The organism is Neobacillus sp. Soil_C_43 (assembly GCF_057656715.1).
In genome coordinates, this window is record NZ_JBDGJV010000007.1 from 82,547 (window position 1) to 101,011 (window position 18,465).

The 18,465-nt window shown below is 41.3% G+C and carries 17 protein-coding genes; 10 read left to right on the forward strand and 7 right to left on the reverse strand.

All coding sequences use genetic code 11. The features are described 5' to 3' along the window. Positions 1-6 precede the first annotated feature (6 nt). The 3 genes from AC3A54_RS11515 to AC3A54_RS11525 are packed head-to-tail and all read left to right on the forward strand — an operon-like array spanning position 7 to position 2,444. On the forward strand, positions 7-981 hold the full coding sequence (locus AC3A54_RS11515) for a branched-chain amino acid ABC transporter permease (protein ID WP_487654567.1): 975 nt from the start codon (positions 7-9) through the stop codon (positions 979-981). Then, on the forward strand, positions 956-1,735 hold the full coding sequence (locus AC3A54_RS11520) for an ABC transporter ATP-binding protein (RefSeq protein WP_335544205.1): 780 nt from the start codon (positions 956-958) through the stop codon (positions 1,733-1,735). Before AC3A54_RS11515 ends, AC3A54_RS11520 begins: the two co-directional genes overlap by 26 nt. A 1-nt stretch (position 1,736) precedes the next feature. Beyond that, positions 1,737-2,444 carry an ABC transporter ATP-binding protein gene (locus AC3A54_RS11525; protein ID WP_308081733.1) on the forward strand — a complete coding sequence of 236 codons (708 nt, stop codon included), beginning with the start codon at positions 1,737-1,739 and terminating at the stop codon, positions 2,442-2,444. Positions 2,445-2,475: 31 nt separating this feature from the next. Here the strand turns inward: AC3A54_RS11525 and AC3A54_RS11530 are convergent, their stop codons facing one another. After that, positions 2,476-4,284 carry a TIGR04190 family B12-binding domain/radical SAM domain protein gene (locus AC3A54_RS11530; protein WP_487654568.1) on the reverse strand — a complete coding sequence of 603 codons (1,809 nt, stop codon included), beginning with the start codon at positions 4,282-4,284 and terminating at the stop codon, positions 2,476-2,478. A gap of 466 nt (positions 4,285-4,750) precedes the next feature. Here AC3A54_RS11530 and AC3A54_RS11535 point away from each other — a divergent pair, with 466 nt between their 5' ends. The 5 genes from AC3A54_RS11535 to AC3A54_RS11555 all read left to right on the forward strand — a co-directional run bounded on the left by AC3A54_RS11535 (position 4,751) and on the right by AC3A54_RS11555 (position 11,945). Further along, positions 4,751-6,616 (forward strand): GAF domain-containing sensor histidine kinase, encoded by a 1,866-nt coding sequence (locus AC3A54_RS11535; protein ID WP_487654569.1) that lies wholly within the window; start codon positions 4,751-4,753, stop codon positions 6,614-6,616. Continuing rightward, positions 6,591-7,238: a response regulator gene (locus AC3A54_RS11540; protein WP_487654645.1), complete on the forward strand. Its 648-nt coding sequence runs from the start codon at positions 6,591-6,593 to the stop codon at positions 7,236-7,238. The genes AC3A54_RS11535 and AC3A54_RS11540 overlap by 26 nt, the downstream gene beginning before the upstream one ends. Before the next feature lie 234 nt (positions 7,239-7,472). Then, complete coding sequence (locus AC3A54_RS11545) at positions 7,473-9,938, forward strand: S8 family serine peptidase (RefSeq protein ID WP_487654570.1); 2,466 nt, start codon at positions 7,473-7,475, stop codon at positions 9,936-9,938. Positions 9,939-10,028: 90 nt separating this feature from the next. Next, positions 10,029-10,505 carry a Cys-tRNA(Pro) deacylase gene (ybaK, locus tag AC3A54_RS11550; RefSeq protein ID WP_487654571.1) on the forward strand — a complete coding sequence of 159 codons (477 nt, stop codon included), beginning with the start codon at positions 10,029-10,031 and terminating at the stop codon, positions 10,503-10,505. 339 nt (positions 10,506-10,844) lie between these two features. After that, positions 10,845-11,945, forward strand: coding sequence for a PRK06851 family protein (locus tag AC3A54_RS11555; RefSeq protein WP_487654572.1), 1,101 nt, complete (start codon positions 10,845-10,847; stop codon positions 11,943-11,945). A 63-nt stretch (positions 11,946-12,008) separates the two neighbouring features. On the opposite strand, the gene AC3A54_RS11560 is transcribed toward AC3A54_RS11555, so the two are convergent. Next, a complete protein-coding gene (locus AC3A54_RS11560; protein ID WP_308081740.1) occupies positions 12,009-12,158 on the reverse strand; it encodes a hypothetical protein in 150 nt (49 codons plus the stop codon). A 105-nt stretch (positions 12,159-12,263) separates the two neighbouring features. On the opposite strand from AC3A54_RS11560, the gene AC3A54_RS11565 reads away from it, so the two are divergent. Together AC3A54_RS11565 and AC3A54_RS11570 are read left to right on the forward strand one after the other, a co-directional pair. Further along, entirely contained in the window at positions 12,264-12,932 is a 669-nt protein-coding gene (locus tag AC3A54_RS11565) for a DNA alkylation repair protein (RefSeq protein ID WP_487654573.1), read from the forward strand. A gap of 62 nt (positions 12,933-12,994) precedes the next feature. Next, complete coding sequence (locus AC3A54_RS11570; protein WP_487654574.1) at positions 12,995-13,873, forward strand: Cof-type HAD-IIB family hydrolase; 879 nt, start codon at positions 12,995-12,997, stop codon at positions 13,871-13,873. 326 nt (positions 13,874-14,199) lie between these two features. Here AC3A54_RS11570 and AC3A54_RS11575 read toward each other — a convergent pair whose 3' ends face one another. Genes AC3A54_RS11575 through AC3A54_RS11595 form a run of 5 tightly spaced genes read right to left on the reverse strand, consistent with a single transcriptional unit; the run spans position 14,200 to position 18,445 of the window. Further along, a complete protein-coding gene (locus tag AC3A54_RS11575) occupies positions 14,200-15,102 on the reverse strand; it encodes a FixH family protein (RefSeq protein WP_487654575.1) in 903 nt (300 codons plus the stop codon). After that, entirely contained in the window at positions 15,099-15,776 is a 678-nt protein-coding gene (locus AC3A54_RS11580) for an ABC transporter ATP-binding protein (RefSeq protein ID WP_487654576.1), read from the reverse strand. The genes AC3A54_RS11575 and AC3A54_RS11580 overlap by 4 nt, the downstream gene beginning before the upstream one ends. Beyond that, complete coding sequence (locus AC3A54_RS11585; protein WP_487654577.1) at positions 15,773-16,570, reverse strand: ABC transporter permease; 798 nt, start codon at positions 16,568-16,570, stop codon at positions 15,773-15,775. Before AC3A54_RS11585 ends, AC3A54_RS11580 begins: the two co-directional genes overlap by 4 nt. After that, on the reverse strand, positions 16,534-17,874 hold the full coding sequence (gene nosD, locus AC3A54_RS11590; RefSeq protein WP_487654578.1) for a nitrous oxide reductase family maturation protein NosD: 1,341 nt from the start codon (positions 17,872-17,874) through the stop codon (positions 16,534-16,536). Before nosD ends, AC3A54_RS11585 begins: the two co-directional genes overlap by 37 nt. A 1-nt stretch (position 17,875) precedes the next feature. Continuing rightward, positions 17,876-18,445, reverse strand: a complete 570-nt coding sequence (locus AC3A54_RS11595; protein ID WP_487654579.1) for a hypothetical protein — start codon at positions 18,443-18,445, stop codon at positions 17,876-17,878. Positions 18,446-18,465: the final 20 nt, after the last annotated feature.

Consider the following 18,465-nt stretch of genomic DNA (forward strand, 5'->3'; position numbering starts at 1 on the left):
TCTACGATGACTATTTTTAAACAGGCAAAGTTTTTTTGGACTTCAATCGTTTTAGCCGTTGTTTTTGCAGTAGTGATGCAATTTTTAATTACAGGCGGAACACTCAATCAATTTTATGTAAATACACTGTTTTTTATGGGAATTAATATTATTTTAGCGGTAAGTCTTCACTTGATTATCGGGATTACTGGCCAGTTTTCCATTGGACATGCTGGGTTTCTTGCAGTGGGTGCCTATGCATCTGCGATTATGACGATGAAATTAAGTATGCCGTTTCCAGTAGCATTAGTAGTCGGTGGATTAGCAGCAGCAGTAGCAGGTCTAATCATTGGGATCCCTACCCTCCGTTTAAGAGGAGATTATTTAGCCATTGCTACTCTTGGTTTTGGTGAAATTGTTCGGATTGTCTTTTTAAATATTGATTATGTAGGTGGAGCCAGCGGGATGACTGTATCTCATTTGACCACATGGCCGTGGTTGATTGGCTGTGTCGTATTGACGATTATTGTCATTGCCAACTTCACCAACTCTACACACGGAAGAGCCTGTATCTCCATTAGAGAAAATGAAATTGCTGCCGATGCGATGGGGATTAATACTACTTATTATAAAGTAGCTGCCTTTGCGCTTGGGGCCTTTTTCGCGGGAATTGCTGGTGCTCTTTTTGCACATAACTTTTATATTATCCAACCAACCAACTTTGGATTCTTAAAGTCTTTTGATATTTTAATTTTCGTTGTACTTGGTGGTTTAGGCAGTATGTCTGGTGCTGTCATTGCTACCATCCTGTTGACCATCATCTCTACCTATCTTCAAAACTATCCAGAGGTAAGGATGGTTATCTATAGCTTGGTGTTAATCGTGATGATGCTTTACCGTCCACAAGGATTAATGGGCACAAAGGAAATTACATCTTTATTTAAAACGGGTAAATCCGCTAAAGGAGGAGTACAGCATGGCAGCAAAAACACAGTTGCTTAAGGTTGAAAGTGCAGGAATCCGATTTGGCGGATTGAAGGCGGTGTCTGATGTAAACCTGGAATTAAAACAGGGTGAACTTGTCGGTTTAATTGGCCCAAACGGTGCCGGAAAAACAACCTTTTTTAACCTGCTAACAGGTGTGTATGTTCCGACTGAAGGAAGCATTTCATTAGAGGGAGAAAAATTGAACGGTCTAGCTCCTTATCGGATTACGAAAAAGGGAATCAGCCGTACCTTCCAGAATATCCGATTGTTTAGTGAATTATCCGTACTTGATAATGTAAAGGTTGCTTATCATTCTCAGTCTAAGCATTCCATTTTCAGCTCCATTCTTCGCCTCCCTTCCCACTTTTCTGGAGAGAAGGAGATGGAAGAAAAGGCGATTGAATTTTTAAAAATCTTTAAGCTTGACGATGTATTACATGAGAAAGCAAAGAACTTACCATATGGACAGCAGCGCCGTCTTGAAATTGCTAGAGCACTGGCTGCGAATCCAAAGTTATTGCTCTTAGATGAACCGGCAGCTGGTATGAATCCGCAGGAAACGGAAGAATTGATGAATTTAATCGCTCTTATTCGCGAGAAATTTTCATTAACCATTCTATTAATTGAACATGACATGCTCCTAGTGATGGGAGTTTGTGAGCGAATCTATGTCCTTGACCATGGTCAATTGATTGCTAATGGTACCCCAGAACAAATCAGAAATAATCCGAAAGTCATCGAAGCGTATCTTGGCGAGGAGGTCTCTTAATATGCTAAAAATAAAGGATATGAATGTCTATTACGGAAATATTCATGCATTGAAGGGAGTTTCCCTCGAGATCAATCAAGGAGAAATCGTCACACTGATTGGGGCAAATGGTGCGGGTAAAAGTACGCTTTTAAAAACGATTTCTGGGCTCCTGAAGCCAAAAAACGGAGAAATCGTGTTTGAAAATGAACACGTAGCTGGGAAGGTTGCCCAATCAATCGTTAAGAGAGGAATTTCTCAGGTTCCTGAAGGGCGTCGAGTATTTCAAAATATGTCCGTTGAGGAAAATTTAGAATTAGGTGCCTATTTACGAAAAGACAAAAAAGGCATTCGTGAGGATTTTGAAAAAGTCTATCAGCTTTTCCCACGATTGGAAGAGCGCCGTAAGCAGCAATCGGGCACACTTTCAGGTGGGGAGCAGCAAATGCTTGCGATGGGTCGTGCATTAATGGCTAGGCCGCGCCTTTTGCTATTAGATGAGCCATCCATGGGTCTTGCTCCATTGTTGGTAAAAACCATTTTTAAAATCATTGAGGAAATCAATCAGCAAGGAACGACCGTATTACTAGTTGAGCAAAATGCGAATATGGCATTATCCATTGCTGACCGTGCCTATGTCATCGAGACAGGAAAAATAGTGGCTGCAGGTACCGCTGAAGAGCTGAGCCAATCAGACCAAATAAGAGCTGCCTATTTAGGAGGGCATTAAAAAAGGGGATTGAACCCCTTTTTTTCATTCTTTATACTTTTAATTTTTGACGCTCTGCATCAAGTGTAAATTGAAACCTTTGTTTTGGACTTAATTTCGCTCGAATGATGTTGGAGTAATCCTGATAAAGCTGCTCTAATCCCACTAAAGCGAGTGAAAAGAAATTGGCATAATTCTTTTGAACCTCCCACTTTAGCTCATTCTTTCCGCAAATACTGTATTTATTTAACTCTTCTATCTCCTGTTGAATTTTAACCAATTCCGCTGCCTGATTTCCCTTAGGGAGGGCCAACACATGGTCGATTTTTTCTATATAGGCCATTGATTTCTCAATTTTCCCTTTGATTTCTTGATATCCCTCTTGATCAATTAGATTATATTGTAGCTTGAACTCGTTTAATTTATTAGCAGATTCATAGGTGGCATTCACGATATCATCCCTGGTCATATCCTTTGTTTCATAGCTAAGCATATGCTTCCAGGAAGGCTGAGTGATCGCTGTGCGGTGATCTTCAAGGGTGTGGCAGAATTTTTTATAGCCATGAAGCTCTGGATGTTCAAAAGCAGGGCTTGCAGGATCTAGGAATGGAGCAAGCGGCGCCACAAAGAAATAGACTCTTGGGTCCTGATGGCAGGCCAGATGAATCGTTTCACAGAAATCGATGTTTTCGATGGCACTTTGGTACGTCTGTCCAGGGATCCCCACCATGAAGAACAAATCGATTTTTTTACAGCCATTCTTTAGAGCAAAGTTAAGGGTGGCTATGACCTTTTGATTGGTACAACTGAACTTCCCATTGTAACGCCTAATTTTCTCATCATGTGTCTCAAGGGTGATTTCAATACTATACTTGGGCACACTTTCATTCATTTGCTTGAAAAATTCTTCGTCGGCATACTGGAACAGTTCAAAGACGATTTCATTTTTTAGGTTGATTTTTTTAAGGCGGCTAAAAAACTCATTTACATATTCACGACCACCCTGTCGAAGATCGTGAAGAATGAAAATGGGTGCGCGGCTAAACCGTGAAATAAATTGAATGTCCTCCACCAACTTTTTTGGTGATCGTAGGGCAAGTGAATTGCGGTTACAGTTTTGATCATAAGCCTCTCTTGATCCCCCGCAAATCAAACAGTTTTGTGTACATCCTCTCGCTGTTAACAGCGCTGTGTTAGGATATTGAAGCCATCCGTTATAAGGAAGCGGATCAAGGAAATTTCGGTATTTGAAAACGGAGCGAATGGTGTAGCGATAGCCAGGAACGTCTATATCATCTAAATCCTTTGGTACATACGTAATTGGATTGTAGCCGTACTCACTGCCTTTTTTCCAGGTTAAATTGGGTATGTCAGCATAATGAGTGTTCCTTGCCTCAATTTTGTTCATCAGGAGAAGCATCAGCTTTTCGGTAGAGTCGCCACGCATAACAAAGTCGATAAATGGATAGTCAATTAACTCTTTATGATAATAGGTGGCTGATAACCCGCCAAAAATGATGGGTGTTTGCGGATGAAGGGTTTTTACTATTTTGGCAAGTTCAATACTGCCATGTGCATGCGGGAGCCAATGAAGGTCAATTCCGAATGCTTTTGTTTGGATTTTGCTTAATTTTGCTTCGACATCAAATGATGAATTCATCAGCATCCGATTGGCAATATTGATGATCTTTACCCGCAGGCCATATCTTTCAAGGTAATCTGCAATACTTGTCAGTCCAATGGGATACATTTCAAAAACAGGTGATGACGGAACAACATCACTTATTGGGCCTGCAAGCAAAGCATTTTTCCTAAAGTCGTACACACTGGGTGCATGCAGGAGAACTAGATCATATTTCATAATTTCACCTCTTAAAATAGATGGTTGGTTTGTGAAGATATTCACAATAGAGTATAAGGTATGGTTTATAATTTTAGTTTACTATAATTATTGGTTGATAGAGTGACAAACGGGTGACAATATTTGGGTGATTTTGTGGATAAAACCAGTTGAATTTAGGACCCTAACCATAGACTTGTACTCATTAATACAAAGGTAGTAGAGAAGAATAATCCTTTTAGCAAATATAAAAAAAAGGGAAACTGTGCCATAATCATTTTACAAGCCGGAAACGGTTTGGCCCAGTATCGGTCAGTGTGTTTCATTGGACCGGTCTGGGTTTTTCTTTGTATTATTGGGAAATTTTAGATTGATTTTATCATCATGGGTCCTCTTTTATTGTTTTTATAGAATATATCCATTAAACTAAAAGTAATTAACAGAAAATTTAGATATCAAATCAAAAGCGGATGAAGGAGAGAAATGAATGAATAATTCGTCCAATTCGCAAAAAAAGGAACGGTTATCCAGGTACTTTTTACTGTGTATCTCCCTTATTGGCATTTGGATCTTTATCCAATTTGGACTAGTAAAAATAACGGCACCCAATGAAACAATGATTCTTGCTTTATTAGTTGTTTTTCTTCTGATTGTCGAGTTTTTTCCATTGCCAGTTTGGAAAGGCACCGTTACGATTTCCTTTCCACTCGTGTATGCCATTTATGTAATGGATGGCCTTTCATATACAATTCTTTCCTATGGATGTATCGTGGCAATGATTAATCTATATAAAAGAAGACCGCTCAGGATTGTGTTTTTTAATCCTGCCTTGCTACTTATCAGTTTTTATACTGCACACTTAATCAGTCAATGGTTTTTATCATTTTTAACAATTGAACTACAGTCAAGATTCTTGCAAGGAGTTCTTCACTTTAGCCTGCTTATCCTGCCTTTTTATCTTGTTAATAATTTAATTGTTGATGTATTGCTTACGATTAGACCTCAGCTCTATAACTTCCGTATATGGAAGCGGAAAACGCTGCAGGAATTGAATAGTTTCCTACTTTCATATGGATACCTGGTCCTTTTTTATTTTCTTGGAAATCAAAATAGAGGAGAAATTGATGTCTTTTCGTTCTTTTTCTTTTTTGCTCCATTAGTGTGCTTTGCGCTATTAAGTTCCATTATTGCTAACTTAAAGAAGGAGAAATCAAAATTAAAGGCACTATTTAGTATCTCTTCAGAACTTAATAAAAAAATTGCAGCACCAGATTGGTTATCTTTTTTAGCCAATAATCTTCAGGAATTTATAGATGTGGATGCCTGGATTTTATGGAAAAGAGAAAAAAAGGGTTGGAATCTAAGGTTTGCCTCAGGATTAGTTATGGATGAAATCATTTTAACAGATGAAACGGCTCAGGCGTTTGATAAAACCAGGCAGTTAACCGTTTACCATCATACGAAAAAGGACGCGGGGCCTGCGGGCAAAATATTTTCAGAAGAAGTGGGGTCGTTATTATATGCCCCATTAGTGCTTGAAAATGAGCTGGTTGGTATGTTTGTCTTTGGAAGAGTTCGGTCAAAAAGCTTTACGGAAGAAGATAGGCAGTCAGCGGCTACCCTTGCTAATCAGTTAGCCGTCTTAATTAAGACGAAATGGCTGTTTGCTGAACAGGAAAAAAGGCTGATTTTAGAAGAAAGAAATCGAATTGCGCGTGATATTCATGATGGGGTGGCTCAATCATTAGCAGGGGCCATCATGAATTTAGAAACAGCCACTCGGAAATTTACCAAAATGCCAGATGACTCGTTCCGACTAATGGTAGAAAGCACGGAAAAGCTGAGGAGAAGCTTAAAGGAAGTTAGGGAATCGATCTATGCTCTTCGCCCATATCCAACAGAACGCGTGGGTCTGCTGTCGGCAATTGCCTCAAAAATCAGCGCGATTCAACGAGATTCAAACATGGACATATCATTTGATACCCGCGGCCCTGAGTTTCAGCTCAGCCCCATGGTGGAAAAGATTATATTCGATATCTGCAAAGAGAGTATGCAGAATGCCCTTAAGCATGCAGAGGCAACGAAGATTGACATTTTATTAAGCTATCAAAAGGAGCATGTTCTATTAAAAATTAAGGATAATGGGAAGGGATTTTCATTATTCCAGGCGATGATTAAAGCAAGGCAGCACCCCCATTTTGGAATCCTGCATATGAATGAGGCGGCGGAGAAAATCCAAGCTTCGCTCCAAGTAGACAGTAAAGAAGGAGCGGGAACAGAGATTACGTTAACCGTACCAAGAATGGGAATTGAAGGGAGTGATTTACGTGATCAAGCTTATGCTAGTCGATGATCATGCGGTATTGCGTGATGGTCTTAAAAACATAGTAGGAATGGAAGCCGATATTGAAGTAGTGGCAGAGGCGGTAAATGGGAATGATGCGATTGCGAAGGTGGATGAGATTCTACCGGATGTCATTCTAATGGATATTAATATTCCTGAAAAAAATGGCATAGAAGCAACAAGTGTGATAAAAGAACGTTATCCGGCTGTTAAAATTCTCATTTTGACTATGCATGATCATGATGAGTTCTTTATGTCAGCCATCCGCGAAGGGGCGGATGGATATCTTCTGAAGGATGCTCCTTCACAGCATGTCATTGATGCGATCCGTGCGGTTGCTAATGGTCAGTCGGTTATTCACCCTGCTATGACAAAGAAGTTCCTGGGTTTCCACCAGCAGAAGGCAGAGCCTGTCGAAGAAAAGACCGACTCCGTGCTGACCGGAAGGGAAAAAGAAGTGCTTTTGTGTCTGGTTAAAGGAATGAATAACAAAGAGATTGCGCAAAGTCTATATATCAGTGATAAAACCGTAAAAATCCATGTCAGCAACATCTTCAAAAAACTCGGCGTAAAAAGCCGTTCACAAGTCGTCATCTACGCCGTCCAAAACCAGCTCGTCCCATTAGCATAAAAGGAAACTGTAAAGGGGGTCAGGCACCATGTGAATCCATCACATGGTGCCTGACCCTTTTCTGCTTACTGGAGCGGAAGGCACGAAGACCAACAGGACTATGTCCTATAACTTAAGTACGAAAACAAATTAGTACTTATTCTTACGGTAATTACTCCCTTTGCTGAATAGTGTTATCGTCTCCTTTTTTAGACAATAGACCTAACAACTATTAGTAGAAAAGGGGAATGGAATGTGAAAAAGAAAAGGTGGTTATCAGTCTTTCTTACTCTCGTCATACTAGTATCACTTGTAATTCCTGGTCTATCAAAAGCGAACGCTGAAGGGACATCTGCTATCATCGATAGTAAATTGCTCAAAGCACTCGATACAGCCGTAGATCCATTACAGGTCATAGTGACCTTTGATGGACAGGGTGCTCCAACAAAAGACCAACTTAATCTGTTAAATAGTCTAGGAATCTCCAAAGGACTTTCAATGAAGGCTTTACCAATGGCGGGGATACTTGCTACGAAGGATCAAATCAATAAACTAGCTGCTTCTCCGGGAATAAAGTCGATTTATTTAAATCGTAAGCTCACTTATTACAATGCAGATGCGACCAGTTTAACAGGGGTAGATAAAGTACGAACAGATCCAGCGATGCAAAAGGCTAATGGCGGATTGCCGATAACAGGAAAAGGGATTGGTGTGGTAATCAACGACAGCGGTGTGGATGGAACGCATAAAGATCTGCAATTTGGCAGTCACCTAGTCCAAAACGTAATGGCCAGTACAAACTTAAACAGCTTGGAACCTAGTTTACTGCCAATCACTTATGTAGAAAATGTGCCAAACACGGACTCTAATTCGGGACACGGTACGCATGTTGCCGGTATTGTTGGCGGGACAGGAGAAAGCTCAAATGGGAAATATGAAGGGGTTGCTCCAGGTGCTAGTTTAATAGGTTACGGTTCAGGTGCAGCCCTCTTTGTTCTTGATGGCATTGGCGGTTTCGATTATGCTATCACCCATCAATCTGAATATAATATACGAGTGATTACAAATTCCTGGGGTTCATCAGGCGACTTTGATCCTAATGATCCGATTAATATAGCCAGTAAGGCGGCCCATGACCGTGGCATTACCGTCTTATTCGCAGCTGGGAATGAGGGGCCGGGAGAAAATACCCACAACCCTTACGCAAAAGCTCCATGGGTCATCTCTGTGGCTGCCGGAGAAAAAGATGGATCACTGGCGGATTTTTCTTCAAGAGGGACAAAAGGAGTTGGTGGTACCTTTGAAATGGATGGGAAGACGTGGACATGGAAGGATGAACCGAGTGTGACAGCACCAGGAGTCGATATTATTTCAACTCGAGTTCTAGCCCCCGTCTCAACGTTAGGTGCAACAACAGATGCGGAGCTAATTGAACCAGCCTACCTGCCATATTATACAGCCATGAGTGGTACCTCCATGGCAACACCACATGTGGCAGGGATTACTGCACTCATGTTAGAGGCAAAGCCCACATTGTCACCAGATGAAATCAAGAAAATTTTACAGGATACAGCTACAAATATGCCTGGCTATGAAACATGGGAAGTGGGAACCGGCTATGTGAATGCCTATGCCGCACTTGATGCTGTCCTGTTTGGAAACCAATATGGCACAACCGTAAACGCCTATCAAACATTCAATAGCAATGTTAAATCAACAGTCACGAGATCTCCTTTTGAGGTGGAGTATAATCCATTATTATTATCGTCAAACACCTACTCATTTTCAGTCGCAGAAGGAGTTTCCCAACTCTCTGCTCGAATTGATGCAACCGGATTGCTGGGGCAAACAGGAAACCCTGTGAATCTCATTTTAGTCGCTCCAGACGGGACAGAGTATAGCTCGGGAATCAGCTTATTGTTCGCCCTTTATCCTGATCGGACGGCTTCCGTCAATTCACCCATGGCTGGAGAGTGGAAGGTTAGAATTGACGGGCTGCATGGCGACGAATCTAACCCAGTTGGTGTTGGATTGCCCGAAACCATTCAAGGAACGGTTTCTATGGCGAAGGTGAGCGGCTACACCGGCCTGAAGGATATTTCTGGCGATCCTGCAGCTTCTGCCATCCAAATGGCTGTAAGTGAAAGACTGGTTGATGGATATGCGGATGGATCATACAAACCAAAGCAAAACCTTTTACGAAAGGAACTAGCATATTATTTAGTCATGGGGACTGGAGTGAGGCAAAGTCAGACTCCAGCTTTAAAGGATGTGTCAGCAGGTGATGGGCCATTTGCGAAAGCAGTTGTGGCAAAAGGAGCGGCCATTCGTGATGCGGTTCAAACGCAGGGTGGCGTTATGCTTCTCGATACAAACGGCAATTTTAATCCAAACGGTGAGGTCAACCGCGCAGAACTGGCATACTCCCTTGTTCAAGCGCTTGGATTAGAAAAACAAGCCAAAGAAAAAACAGGAGATGTGACGGTACTTTACAAGGATGAACGAGTTCCAATTAAGGATAGCTCCTCTATTCCCGTAGCGCTTAGAGGTTATGTTCAATTGGCACTTGACCTGAACATCCTTAATGCCACCTTCCAGGTGAAACAAGGAACATATGATTTAGTCCCAACCGTTGAAGCCAGCTTTGAGCCAAGCAAAAAGGTAACAAGAGGCGATTATGCGGTCGCCGTAACGCGTTACTATCAGGCCTGGTTTCAATAATAGGAAGGAGAGCTGTCACAAGCAGCTCTCCTTTTTAATGGAAGAAATTGATATACTATAATTAGTATAAATAGTTAGAGGATGATGATCATGGCACAAGCTAAAACCAATGCAATGCGCATACTGGATGCGAAGAAAATCAAGTATGACATGCTTACATACGATAATAAGGATGGAAAAATTGACGGGATTTCTGTAGCGGGAAAAATCGGTCGGGAACCAAAGGAAGTCTATAAAACGCTCGTGGCACAAGGCCCAAGCAAACATATTTATGTGTTCGTCATTCCAGTTGCCGAGGAATTGGATTTGAAAAAGGCAGCAAGAGCAGCGGGTGAAAAAAGCATCGAGATGCTTCCTGTAAAGGATATTCAAAAGTGGACAGGCTATATCCGTGGTGGCTGCTCCCCTATCGGGATGAAAAAAGAATACAAGACCTTTTTGGACGAAAGCTGTAGCGATTTGCCTGAAATGGTGGTCAGCGCAGGCAAGATTGGCGTTCAAATGGTAGTGGAGCCTAATGTATTAAAAGAAGTAACAAAGGCAGAGATTCTGGACATCATTAAATGAGAGGCTGTGTTAAAGAACAATGTTGATTTTTATACCCTGTTGATTGGAGCGGAAGGCACGAAGACTCCTGTGGGAGTACGGTTCAGGTGAGACCCCGCAGGCGCATACGCCGAGGAGGCTCACCGAAACGCCCACGGAAAGCGAAGTGCCTGGAGCGGAAATCAACAGACAAATTTAACAGAGAAAAATGAGAATAAAATGAATTTTTCCATGGGCACTCACCTATAACCCAGAAGCGCATATGATAGGGTGTAAATATCTCACCTAATAACTGGCCATTAAATATGACTAGAGGATAAACGAGGCGCAGTTGAGTAGCGTAAAAGGGAGTGTTGATGAGTGGCAGGGAAAATTAGAAATTATTTTGCTGGCGGGAACACAGCCAGAGGTTTCCATAACCTTTACGATTCCAATCTTCAAGGACTAGATCGGTTGTATATTTTAAAAGGCGGTCCAGGGACAGGTAAATCTTCATTGATGAAAAAAATAGGCAACGAATGGGTGGAACAGGGCTATGATGTGGAGTTTTTACATTGTTCCTCTGATAATAATTCCATTGATGGCGTGCTCATTCCAGCGTTAAAAGTCGGGATCGTTGATGGAACCGCACCGCATGTCATTGAGCCGAATGCACCTGGAGCAGTGGAAGAATATATAAACCTAGGTGAAGCCTGGAATGCCCGTGCTCTTAGTGTGCAAAAATATGTGATTCAAAAGCTAACCAGACAGATTAGCCAGTCCTTTCAAAAGGCCTACGCAACATTTAAGGAAGCATTAGAAATTCATGATGATTGGGAAAAAATCTATATTAATAGTATGGATTTTAAAAAGGCTGATCAATTAACAAAAAAATTAATTGACACCTTCTTTGGAAAAATGAGATTGAATAAAACGCCTGATGTCCGTCATCGATTCTTAGGTGCAGCCACACCTAAAGGCGCGGTTGATTTCGTGCCGAACTTAACAGAAGAGATTCCTAAACGCTACTTTATTAAAGGGCGCCCTGGTTCCGGGAAATCAACGATGTTGAAAAAACTAGCAGCGGCGGCCGAGGAACGTGGTGTGGATGTAGAGATTTATCACTGCGGCTTTGATCCAGATAGCCTCGATATGTGTATTTTCAGAGAGCTCGGCATCGCTATTTTTGATAGTACGGCACCACATGAATACTTTCCGAGCCGTGATGGCGACGAAATCCTCGACATGTATGAACTTTTGATTGAACCTGGAACAGACGAAATTTTTGCTGATTTTATCAGTAAAATTTCTGCTAAGTACAAAAATAAAATGACTGAAGCGACCAGCTATCTAGCTAAAGCAAAAGAGTTGCACGATGAGCTTGAAGAAATTTATGTAGCTGCGATGGACTTCTCGGTTGTTGAAAAAATTCAAAGTAAAATTGCTGAGGAAATAAAGGATTTAGCGGCTTCTACCGTTTAATAATAGCATGTTAAAGGGGTCAAACCTCACTTTATCATAGTGGGGTCTGACCCCTTTTCCTGTTTATTTCTTTTGTTTCTTCTTTTGCGTATGATTGCTTTTTTTGCCCTTACTGTTATCGCCACTTACAAATTCAGTCGCAAACTCTGCTTCCGCATGCCCTGCTTGAGGGGAATTTTGATTTTTGCTACCTTTGTTGTATTTCTTAGTCATGGTTCATCCCTCCTTGTTATTTTTAGTTTGCTGTTTGGGTGTGTTTTCATGCTAATAAATAAAGGGTAAACTGGAAAAAACAGTAATAGGAAGGGGCGTTTTTTTTTGCAAACCAAAATAGAAAAGGTAACAAATCTGTTTGAAGCGTACCGCAACGAACGAGAGGCGGGGCCGATGACGAAGTATATGAAGAATCATTTCCCTTTTTTAGGAATCAAGTCTCCTATCCGGAAGGAGCTGGAAAAGGTATTTTTCAAAGAAACAGGAATATTGAAAGAGCCATTCGATCAAGAATTTATTATAGAGCTTTGGGAAAAAGATGAAAGAGAATATCAATATATGGCCTTAACCTACATAGAAAAATCGTTAAAGAAGTTGCAAAAAGGGGATTTAGCCTTAATGGAAAGACTAGTATTGGAGAAATCCTGGTGGGATACGGTGGATGCAATTGCGGCTAAGGCGGTGGGAAAAATAGCAGAGAAGTTTCCGGAAATCATTGAGGAAACGATTGACGACTGGGCAGAACATGACAATATGTGGTTGCGACGAACGGCGATTCTTTTTCAGTTAAAATACAAAGAGATAACCGATGAAGAGCGGCTGTACCGATACATAAGGAGCAATTCTGACAGTAAGGAATTTTTTATCCAAAAGGCCATTGGCTGGGCGCTTAGGGAATACTCCAAAACCAACCCGTCCTCGGTGAAGCAGTTTATCAATGAAAACAGTCTTGCCCCGTTAAGCGTAAGGGAAGGAAGCAAATATGTAGACTGAGCATTTAAACGATACTGTGTAACTATTCATGTTAGAATGGGCATTATGAAAAATTTTGGAAGGTGAGACTCTTGATTAAATGTATTGCATCAGACATGGATGGAACATTATTGAATTCCACACAAACAATCAGTGAAGAAAATAAGGAAGCGATTTTAAAAGCACAGGCACAAGGAATTGAATTTGTTGTGGCAACGGGTAGGTCCTATCAGGAGGCAACCTATGTATTAGCTGAGGCCGGTTTAAAATGCCCGGTGATTGGTGTGAATGGTGCAGAGGTACGCTCGAAGGACGGTGAAGTTCTTGTTGCGACGCCAATCAGTAAAGAGCTGGCTAGAAGGGTGGCGGCTAAGCTGGTTGAAAAAAACGTGTATTTCGAAGTGTATACCGACAAGGGAGCCTATACGATTGATGCGGATAAGGCAGTTTCCATCCTAGTCGACATCGTTGTCAGTGCGAATCCAGAGGCACATGTCCAAGAGATTGTGGAGGCAGCGGGGGCAAGGATACGAGATGGCTTAATTCATACCATTGAAGATTATGAGGTTCTATTTGTCAGTAATGACTATCAAATCTATAAATTCCTAGCATTTGATTTTGACGCAGACAAATTGGAAACAGCTAATCAATCGCTTGCTGAGTTGGACGACCTGGCTGTATCCACTTCAGGTCATGAGAACTTGGAAATTACCAATAAGAATGCTCAAAAGGGCATTGCGCTTGCATCTTTTGTGCAAGCAAAGGGAATCGAGCTATCGGAGACGATGGCAATTGGTGATAACTTTAATGATGTCTCGATGTTTGAAGCGGCAGGAAAATCGGTTGCGATGGGCAATGCGGGCTCGTACATAAAGTCCCTGTGTGATGCAGTGACAGCTTCCAACAACGAGCATGGTGTAGCGAAAGCGATTCTCGAGGTTTTGCTGAATGATTTAAATTAGTGGTTTTTAACGGATGAAGGACATTTTTGGTAGCCAGGCCAATTTGTCCTTCATAAGGTGGATGAAGGACATTTTTGGTAGAACCCTAGGTCAATTTGTCCTTCATAAGGTAGATGAAGGACATTTTTAGTAGAACCCCAGGTCAATTTGTCCTTCATAAGGTAGATGAAGGACATTTTTGGTAGAACCCCAGGTCAATTTGTCCTTCATAAGGTGAATGAAGGACATTACAGAGTAAAAACCCGGGAGATTTGTCTTTCATAAGATAAACGCCCGGGATTTCTGTCTTTCATTATTAACTTTTCGCAATAATAATCTCTGCCACCTTACAAAATTTCAATTTTCAATGAGTTGACTTGGGAGACGAGGAGTTCTTCGTATTGTTTTTGAGCTTGGAAGTAGACTTCCTGCTCGCCGAAGGTTGGGTTTTCCTTTTTGACCTTTGCAATCAGGTCTTTTTGGACCTTTTGCGCAAGAACAATCATCTGGTATTGCTGTTTTTCAGTCGACCAAAACTTCTCTTCACCATAATCAGCAATTAACCTTTTAGCAGATTCATACTGGTTATACTGTTCGCGGGCCTTACCCAAGGCCGCATCCACTTCGGCAGCCGTTGCCTGATGACCTTTTTCGTTCGCAAGCATCGCCATGGAGCGGAGTCGGATAATTTGTGTTAAGACTTGATTCTTATTGTTGTTTACTTTCTCCTGCGATTCTAAGTAGGCTAATTCTTCCTCTAATTGCTTACCTGTGTATTTCTTCTTCGCTGCCTCACGGTTAATTTCCAGCTGCAGATTATTAATGAATTGATAGAAGGCTACATCCTCATTCGTAACCCATTCTCCGTTGATTTTGGCTACTCCCTTAGGCTTCGTTACGTTAATGTCGATGACCTTTTCTGTCTTTTTCCCGTCTTTTTCTAACGTAAACGCTACTTCATATTTGCCGCTCATAGGTAGATTCACTTTACCAGAGTACGTACCATTTTTGCCTTCCGCAAATGTGACGTCGTACGATCCATGATCCATATTGGTCATCGATAATTGCGCGGAAACCTCCAATCCTTTAACAGCTTTCTTATTATCCGTTACCTTTATATCAAACGGCATAGCGGTATCCTTTTGATAGTAAAGCTCCTTCGTCACATCGATTGTATAATCAGGACCACTGCTGCAGCCGGTTATTAAACTGAGAAGCATAAGTAAGACGAGCATGGTTCGTGTCTTCATGAGCCGATTCCTCCTAGGTTATGAGTGTTTAAAAATTCCTCTACTGTATACTTTTCCATTTTTCCATCATTTAAATAAGCCACATGAGTACATACCTGCTTAATTTCATCCAAATGGTGAGAGGAGAGCAAAATAGTTTTATCCTGAAGAGAGCCTAACACCTCTAAGATTTCCTTTCGCCCCATGGGATCAATGCCACTTGTCGGTTCATCTAGAATCAGAATAGATGAATCTTGATACAAGGTAATCGCCAGACCGAGGCGCTGCAACATTCCCTTGGAATATTTCTTTACCTGAACATCGCGGTCGTCCCACAGCCTCACGGCGGTCAACACCTGTTGAATACGTTCCGCATCCGCTTGTTTAAACACCGCTTCTGCAAAAAAGGTCATATTCTCAAGGCCTGTCAGCATGGGATAGAGCATAAATTTTTCCGGTAAATAAGCAATGGCGTTTTTCCATTCGTTATTTTTCTTCGTCACCTCAGCCCCATTAATAGTAATCGTCCCTTGCTTAACGGGTAAGAGCCCTAGAAGACTATTAATTAAGGTTGATTTACCGGCCCCATTGCGGCCGACAAGGGCACAAATTTCATTCTTATGAATCTCAAGAGTAACTGCATCTAATACAAGCTTTTTCCCGAAGGATTGGTTTAAATTTGTTACTTTAATCATTCATACCCCTCCTTCCGGTTGAACAAAATGGCAGTTGAGTAGGAAACCATAAGCCAAAACGCTAGATTTCCCAGTAAAAAGAATGCGGGATTCGTCCACATAAAGGCCTGCAGGAGTCGTGACATATGGCCGAAGGAATACACGCCCATTCCCGTCTCGAGGAACATCCTCACTGCCTGCAATGGATTTAAAAAGTAGGCCGATGAAAAGAGTTCTACATTTTCATGGGTCACGTCTGGTAAAAATGAGAGCAAGATAAAATCATGTAAAAAGAAGAAGTAAAACCAGACGAAAATGGTATAACCGATAATCTGCATCCGCGAACGGCTGAAGCTGCCAATGGCTGCACCCATTTGTAAAAACACTAAGGCTAAACAGGTAATGGCCACTACAAAAATAAGATAGCCTTTCATATCAAGCTGGAAATTAAACTTTAACAATAGTAAATAGAAGAAAAACCAAGCTAGAAGCGGGACTAAAACCACGGTATACAGTCCCAGACTTTTTTTAACGAAGAAGGTAGAAAAATTGTCTTTTTTCGTTAGTAACATGATCAACGTTTTTTGTTCCTTTTCCTGAAAAATGGAGAAGGCCCCGATGAATAAGCAAAGGATTGGGATAAAGTAAATAATTGTATCAAATAGATTGATTAAGAGAACATAAAAGCCTTTATCAAATGAAAGGACAGAGGAACGAAACAATATACTGATTGAAATGAGAACGATGATACTTAATGATAGCCATAGTCCTTTTCCTCTTATATTTTCCTTCCATTCCTTCCAAATGTAATGCATAGTAAATGTCTCCCTTTTAATAAAATGAAAATCACCAGCAGGCCGATAACAGTGAGTAGAACAGGTAAATGACTGCTTTTTTCAGCTGCTAACGGATGTGGGTCCGTAAACATGACCTCGTCGTTCGTTAAAGTTGCATTTATTTTTTCATAGATTTTAATGGCAGGACTTTTTAAAAATAAAAAGGTTAATTCCTGGTCCTCAATCAGCTGATGGAGAGAAGAGTGATAGGTTACCCCAAAGTCGCCGATGCCGTTCTGGTTTAAGTCTGTGAGTGGAAAAGCGGTTCCCCAGTCATTTCCCTTCCCATTTTTACTCCACGTATTGTTGCCGCCTGTGCCCCCTATGGTGACCACAGGAATGGTATTTTCGGAGATTCGGTTTAAGGTGAACGTTTGGTCATTGGAACTGGCCCAAAGTTCAATCCCAATTTGGTTTTGGATGATTCGGTTTCCTTTAATGATGTTTCTTGTTGCCTGGTCAATGTACATGCCGCGTTGGTTCATGTAAAACGTGTTATGAGCTATATAATTATCATTGGCTTGAAGAAGTAATAAGCCAAACGATTGGTTTCCATAGTTAACGATAAATTGATTATCTTCTAGTTTCAGATGGTTCGAGTTCATGATGGCCGCACCGCCAGTATTCATCGTAAAAATATTTTTTTTGAAGATATTATCATCGGAATACATGTAATGCAGGCCGTACCGTGTGTTGCTAATGTTATTTTCATAGCTGTGATTATTGTTGGCATATTCGAAGAACATCCCGTCACGGGTGCCTTCAATCGTGTTTTTCTCTAAGAGATTATCGTTAGCGTAATAAACATGCAGGCCGTTTCCTTGAGCGGCGATCTCGCCCTTGCCCAGGCCTTTAATATCGTTATAGCGGATTTTATTGTGGTGAGCCTGGCTCAGATAAATCCCGTGAAAGGAATGGCGGATGTGGATATGTTCCACGATATTGTTGTCGGTATAAACCTTAATGGCCGCATATTCTTCACTCGAATTTCGGTTCAAACTTCCATGGGTCACGGTTAGATGGCTTAACTTGACATGAGGAGCCTTGATGGAAATGACGTTCCCCGTTCCGTCTCCTTTAATCACGGTATTTTTAACCCCAATGATGGTCAATGGTTTGGTAATGACGATATTGCCCTCATAGGTTTTATTTTCAAGCTTCAAAACCGCCCCCTCTTTCAAGCTGTCGATGATTGCTTGCAAATTTTCGGCCGCCATATTTTTTTCTGGTTTTATCAAGATAAAAAGAAAAAAAACTAGAGATAGGAGCGTTAATTTTTTCATTTTACTTTCGATCCTTCCATAACGGAATGAGTAAGAGAATAAAAGCCGCAATGACCAAATACGTTCCCAAGCCGAGTAGGCTCGTCGTTTGGAAGTTTGCGATGGTGTTATGCCCTAAAATAGGTGGCACAAAGGCATCAATTTTAATCGGTGCTTCAGGACTTAGGTTGGTACCAAATTTTTTCAAGGCAGCATGCAGGTCAATGACCCCAAGTGCACCGCCGATGACGAATATGCTAATCAATCCATAGAGGACAGATTTTTTTCGTAGCAACGCTGTTAATAGAGTAAGAGCTGCTAAACCTCCGATTAGATAGGGTAGATAGGATAATTCAGGGAAATTTTCTTCACTGAAGTTGGCCATCCCGATGTAATGGTTTAAGCCGTTGACAATATCAATTTGTCCTTCGAGCTTGTTAGGATAGACGATGATATTCAAGCCTTCCGGATATTGCGGTGCGATAAACACCATTTTCCACCATGGGAAAAATAATGAGACGGCAATCAATATAGCGGAAACACCTAACAGTAAAGCAGATACCAATGATAATTTTTTACTACTACCAATCAAGTTAACCACTCCTAATATAG

What these genes read in the sequence shown, in the direction of transcription:
- AC3A54_RS11515 (WP_487654567.1), top strand. Translation starts at nt 7, where the DNA reads ATGACTATTTTTAAACAGGCAAAGTTTTTTTGGACTTCAATCGTTTTA.
- AC3A54_RS11520 (WP_335544205.1), top strand. Translation starts at nt 956, where the DNA reads ATGGCAGCAAAAACACAGTTGCTTAAGGTTGAAAGTGCAGGAATCCGA.
- AC3A54_RS11525 (WP_308081733.1), top strand. Translation starts at nt 1,737, where the DNA reads ATGCTAAAAATAAAGGATATGAATGTCTATTACGGAAATATTCATGCA.
- AC3A54_RS11530 (WP_487654568.1), bottom strand. Translation starts at nt 4,284, where the DNA reads ATGAAATATGATCTAGTTCTCCTGCATGCACCCAGTGTGTACGACTTT.
- AC3A54_RS11535 (WP_487654569.1), top strand. Translation starts at nt 4,751, where the DNA reads ATGAATAATTCGTCCAATTCGCAAAAAAAGGAACGGTTATCCAGGTAC.
- ybaK (WP_487654571.1), top strand. Translation starts at nt 10,029, where the DNA reads ATGGCACAAGCTAAAACCAATGCAATGCGCATACTGGATGCGAAGAAA.
- AC3A54_RS11560 (WP_308081740.1), bottom strand. Translation starts at nt 12,158, where the DNA reads ATGACTAAGAAATACAACAAAGGTAGCAAAAATCAAAATTCCCCTCAA.
- AC3A54_RS11575 (WP_487654575.1), bottom strand. Translation starts at nt 15,102, where the DNA reads ATGAAGACACGAACCATGCTCGTCTTACTTATGCTTCTCAGTTTAATA.
- AC3A54_RS11580 (WP_487654576.1), bottom strand. Translation starts at nt 15,776, where the DNA reads ATGATTAAAGTAACAAATTTAAACCAATCCTTCGGGAAAAAGCTTGTA.
- AC3A54_RS11585 (WP_487654577.1), bottom strand. Translation starts at nt 16,570, where the DNA reads ATGCATTACATTTGGAAGGAATGGAAGGAAAATATAAGAGGAAAAGGA.
- nosD (WP_487654578.1), bottom strand. Translation starts at nt 17,874, where the DNA reads ATGAAAAAATTAACGCTCCTATCTCTAGTTTTTTTTCTTTTTATCTTG.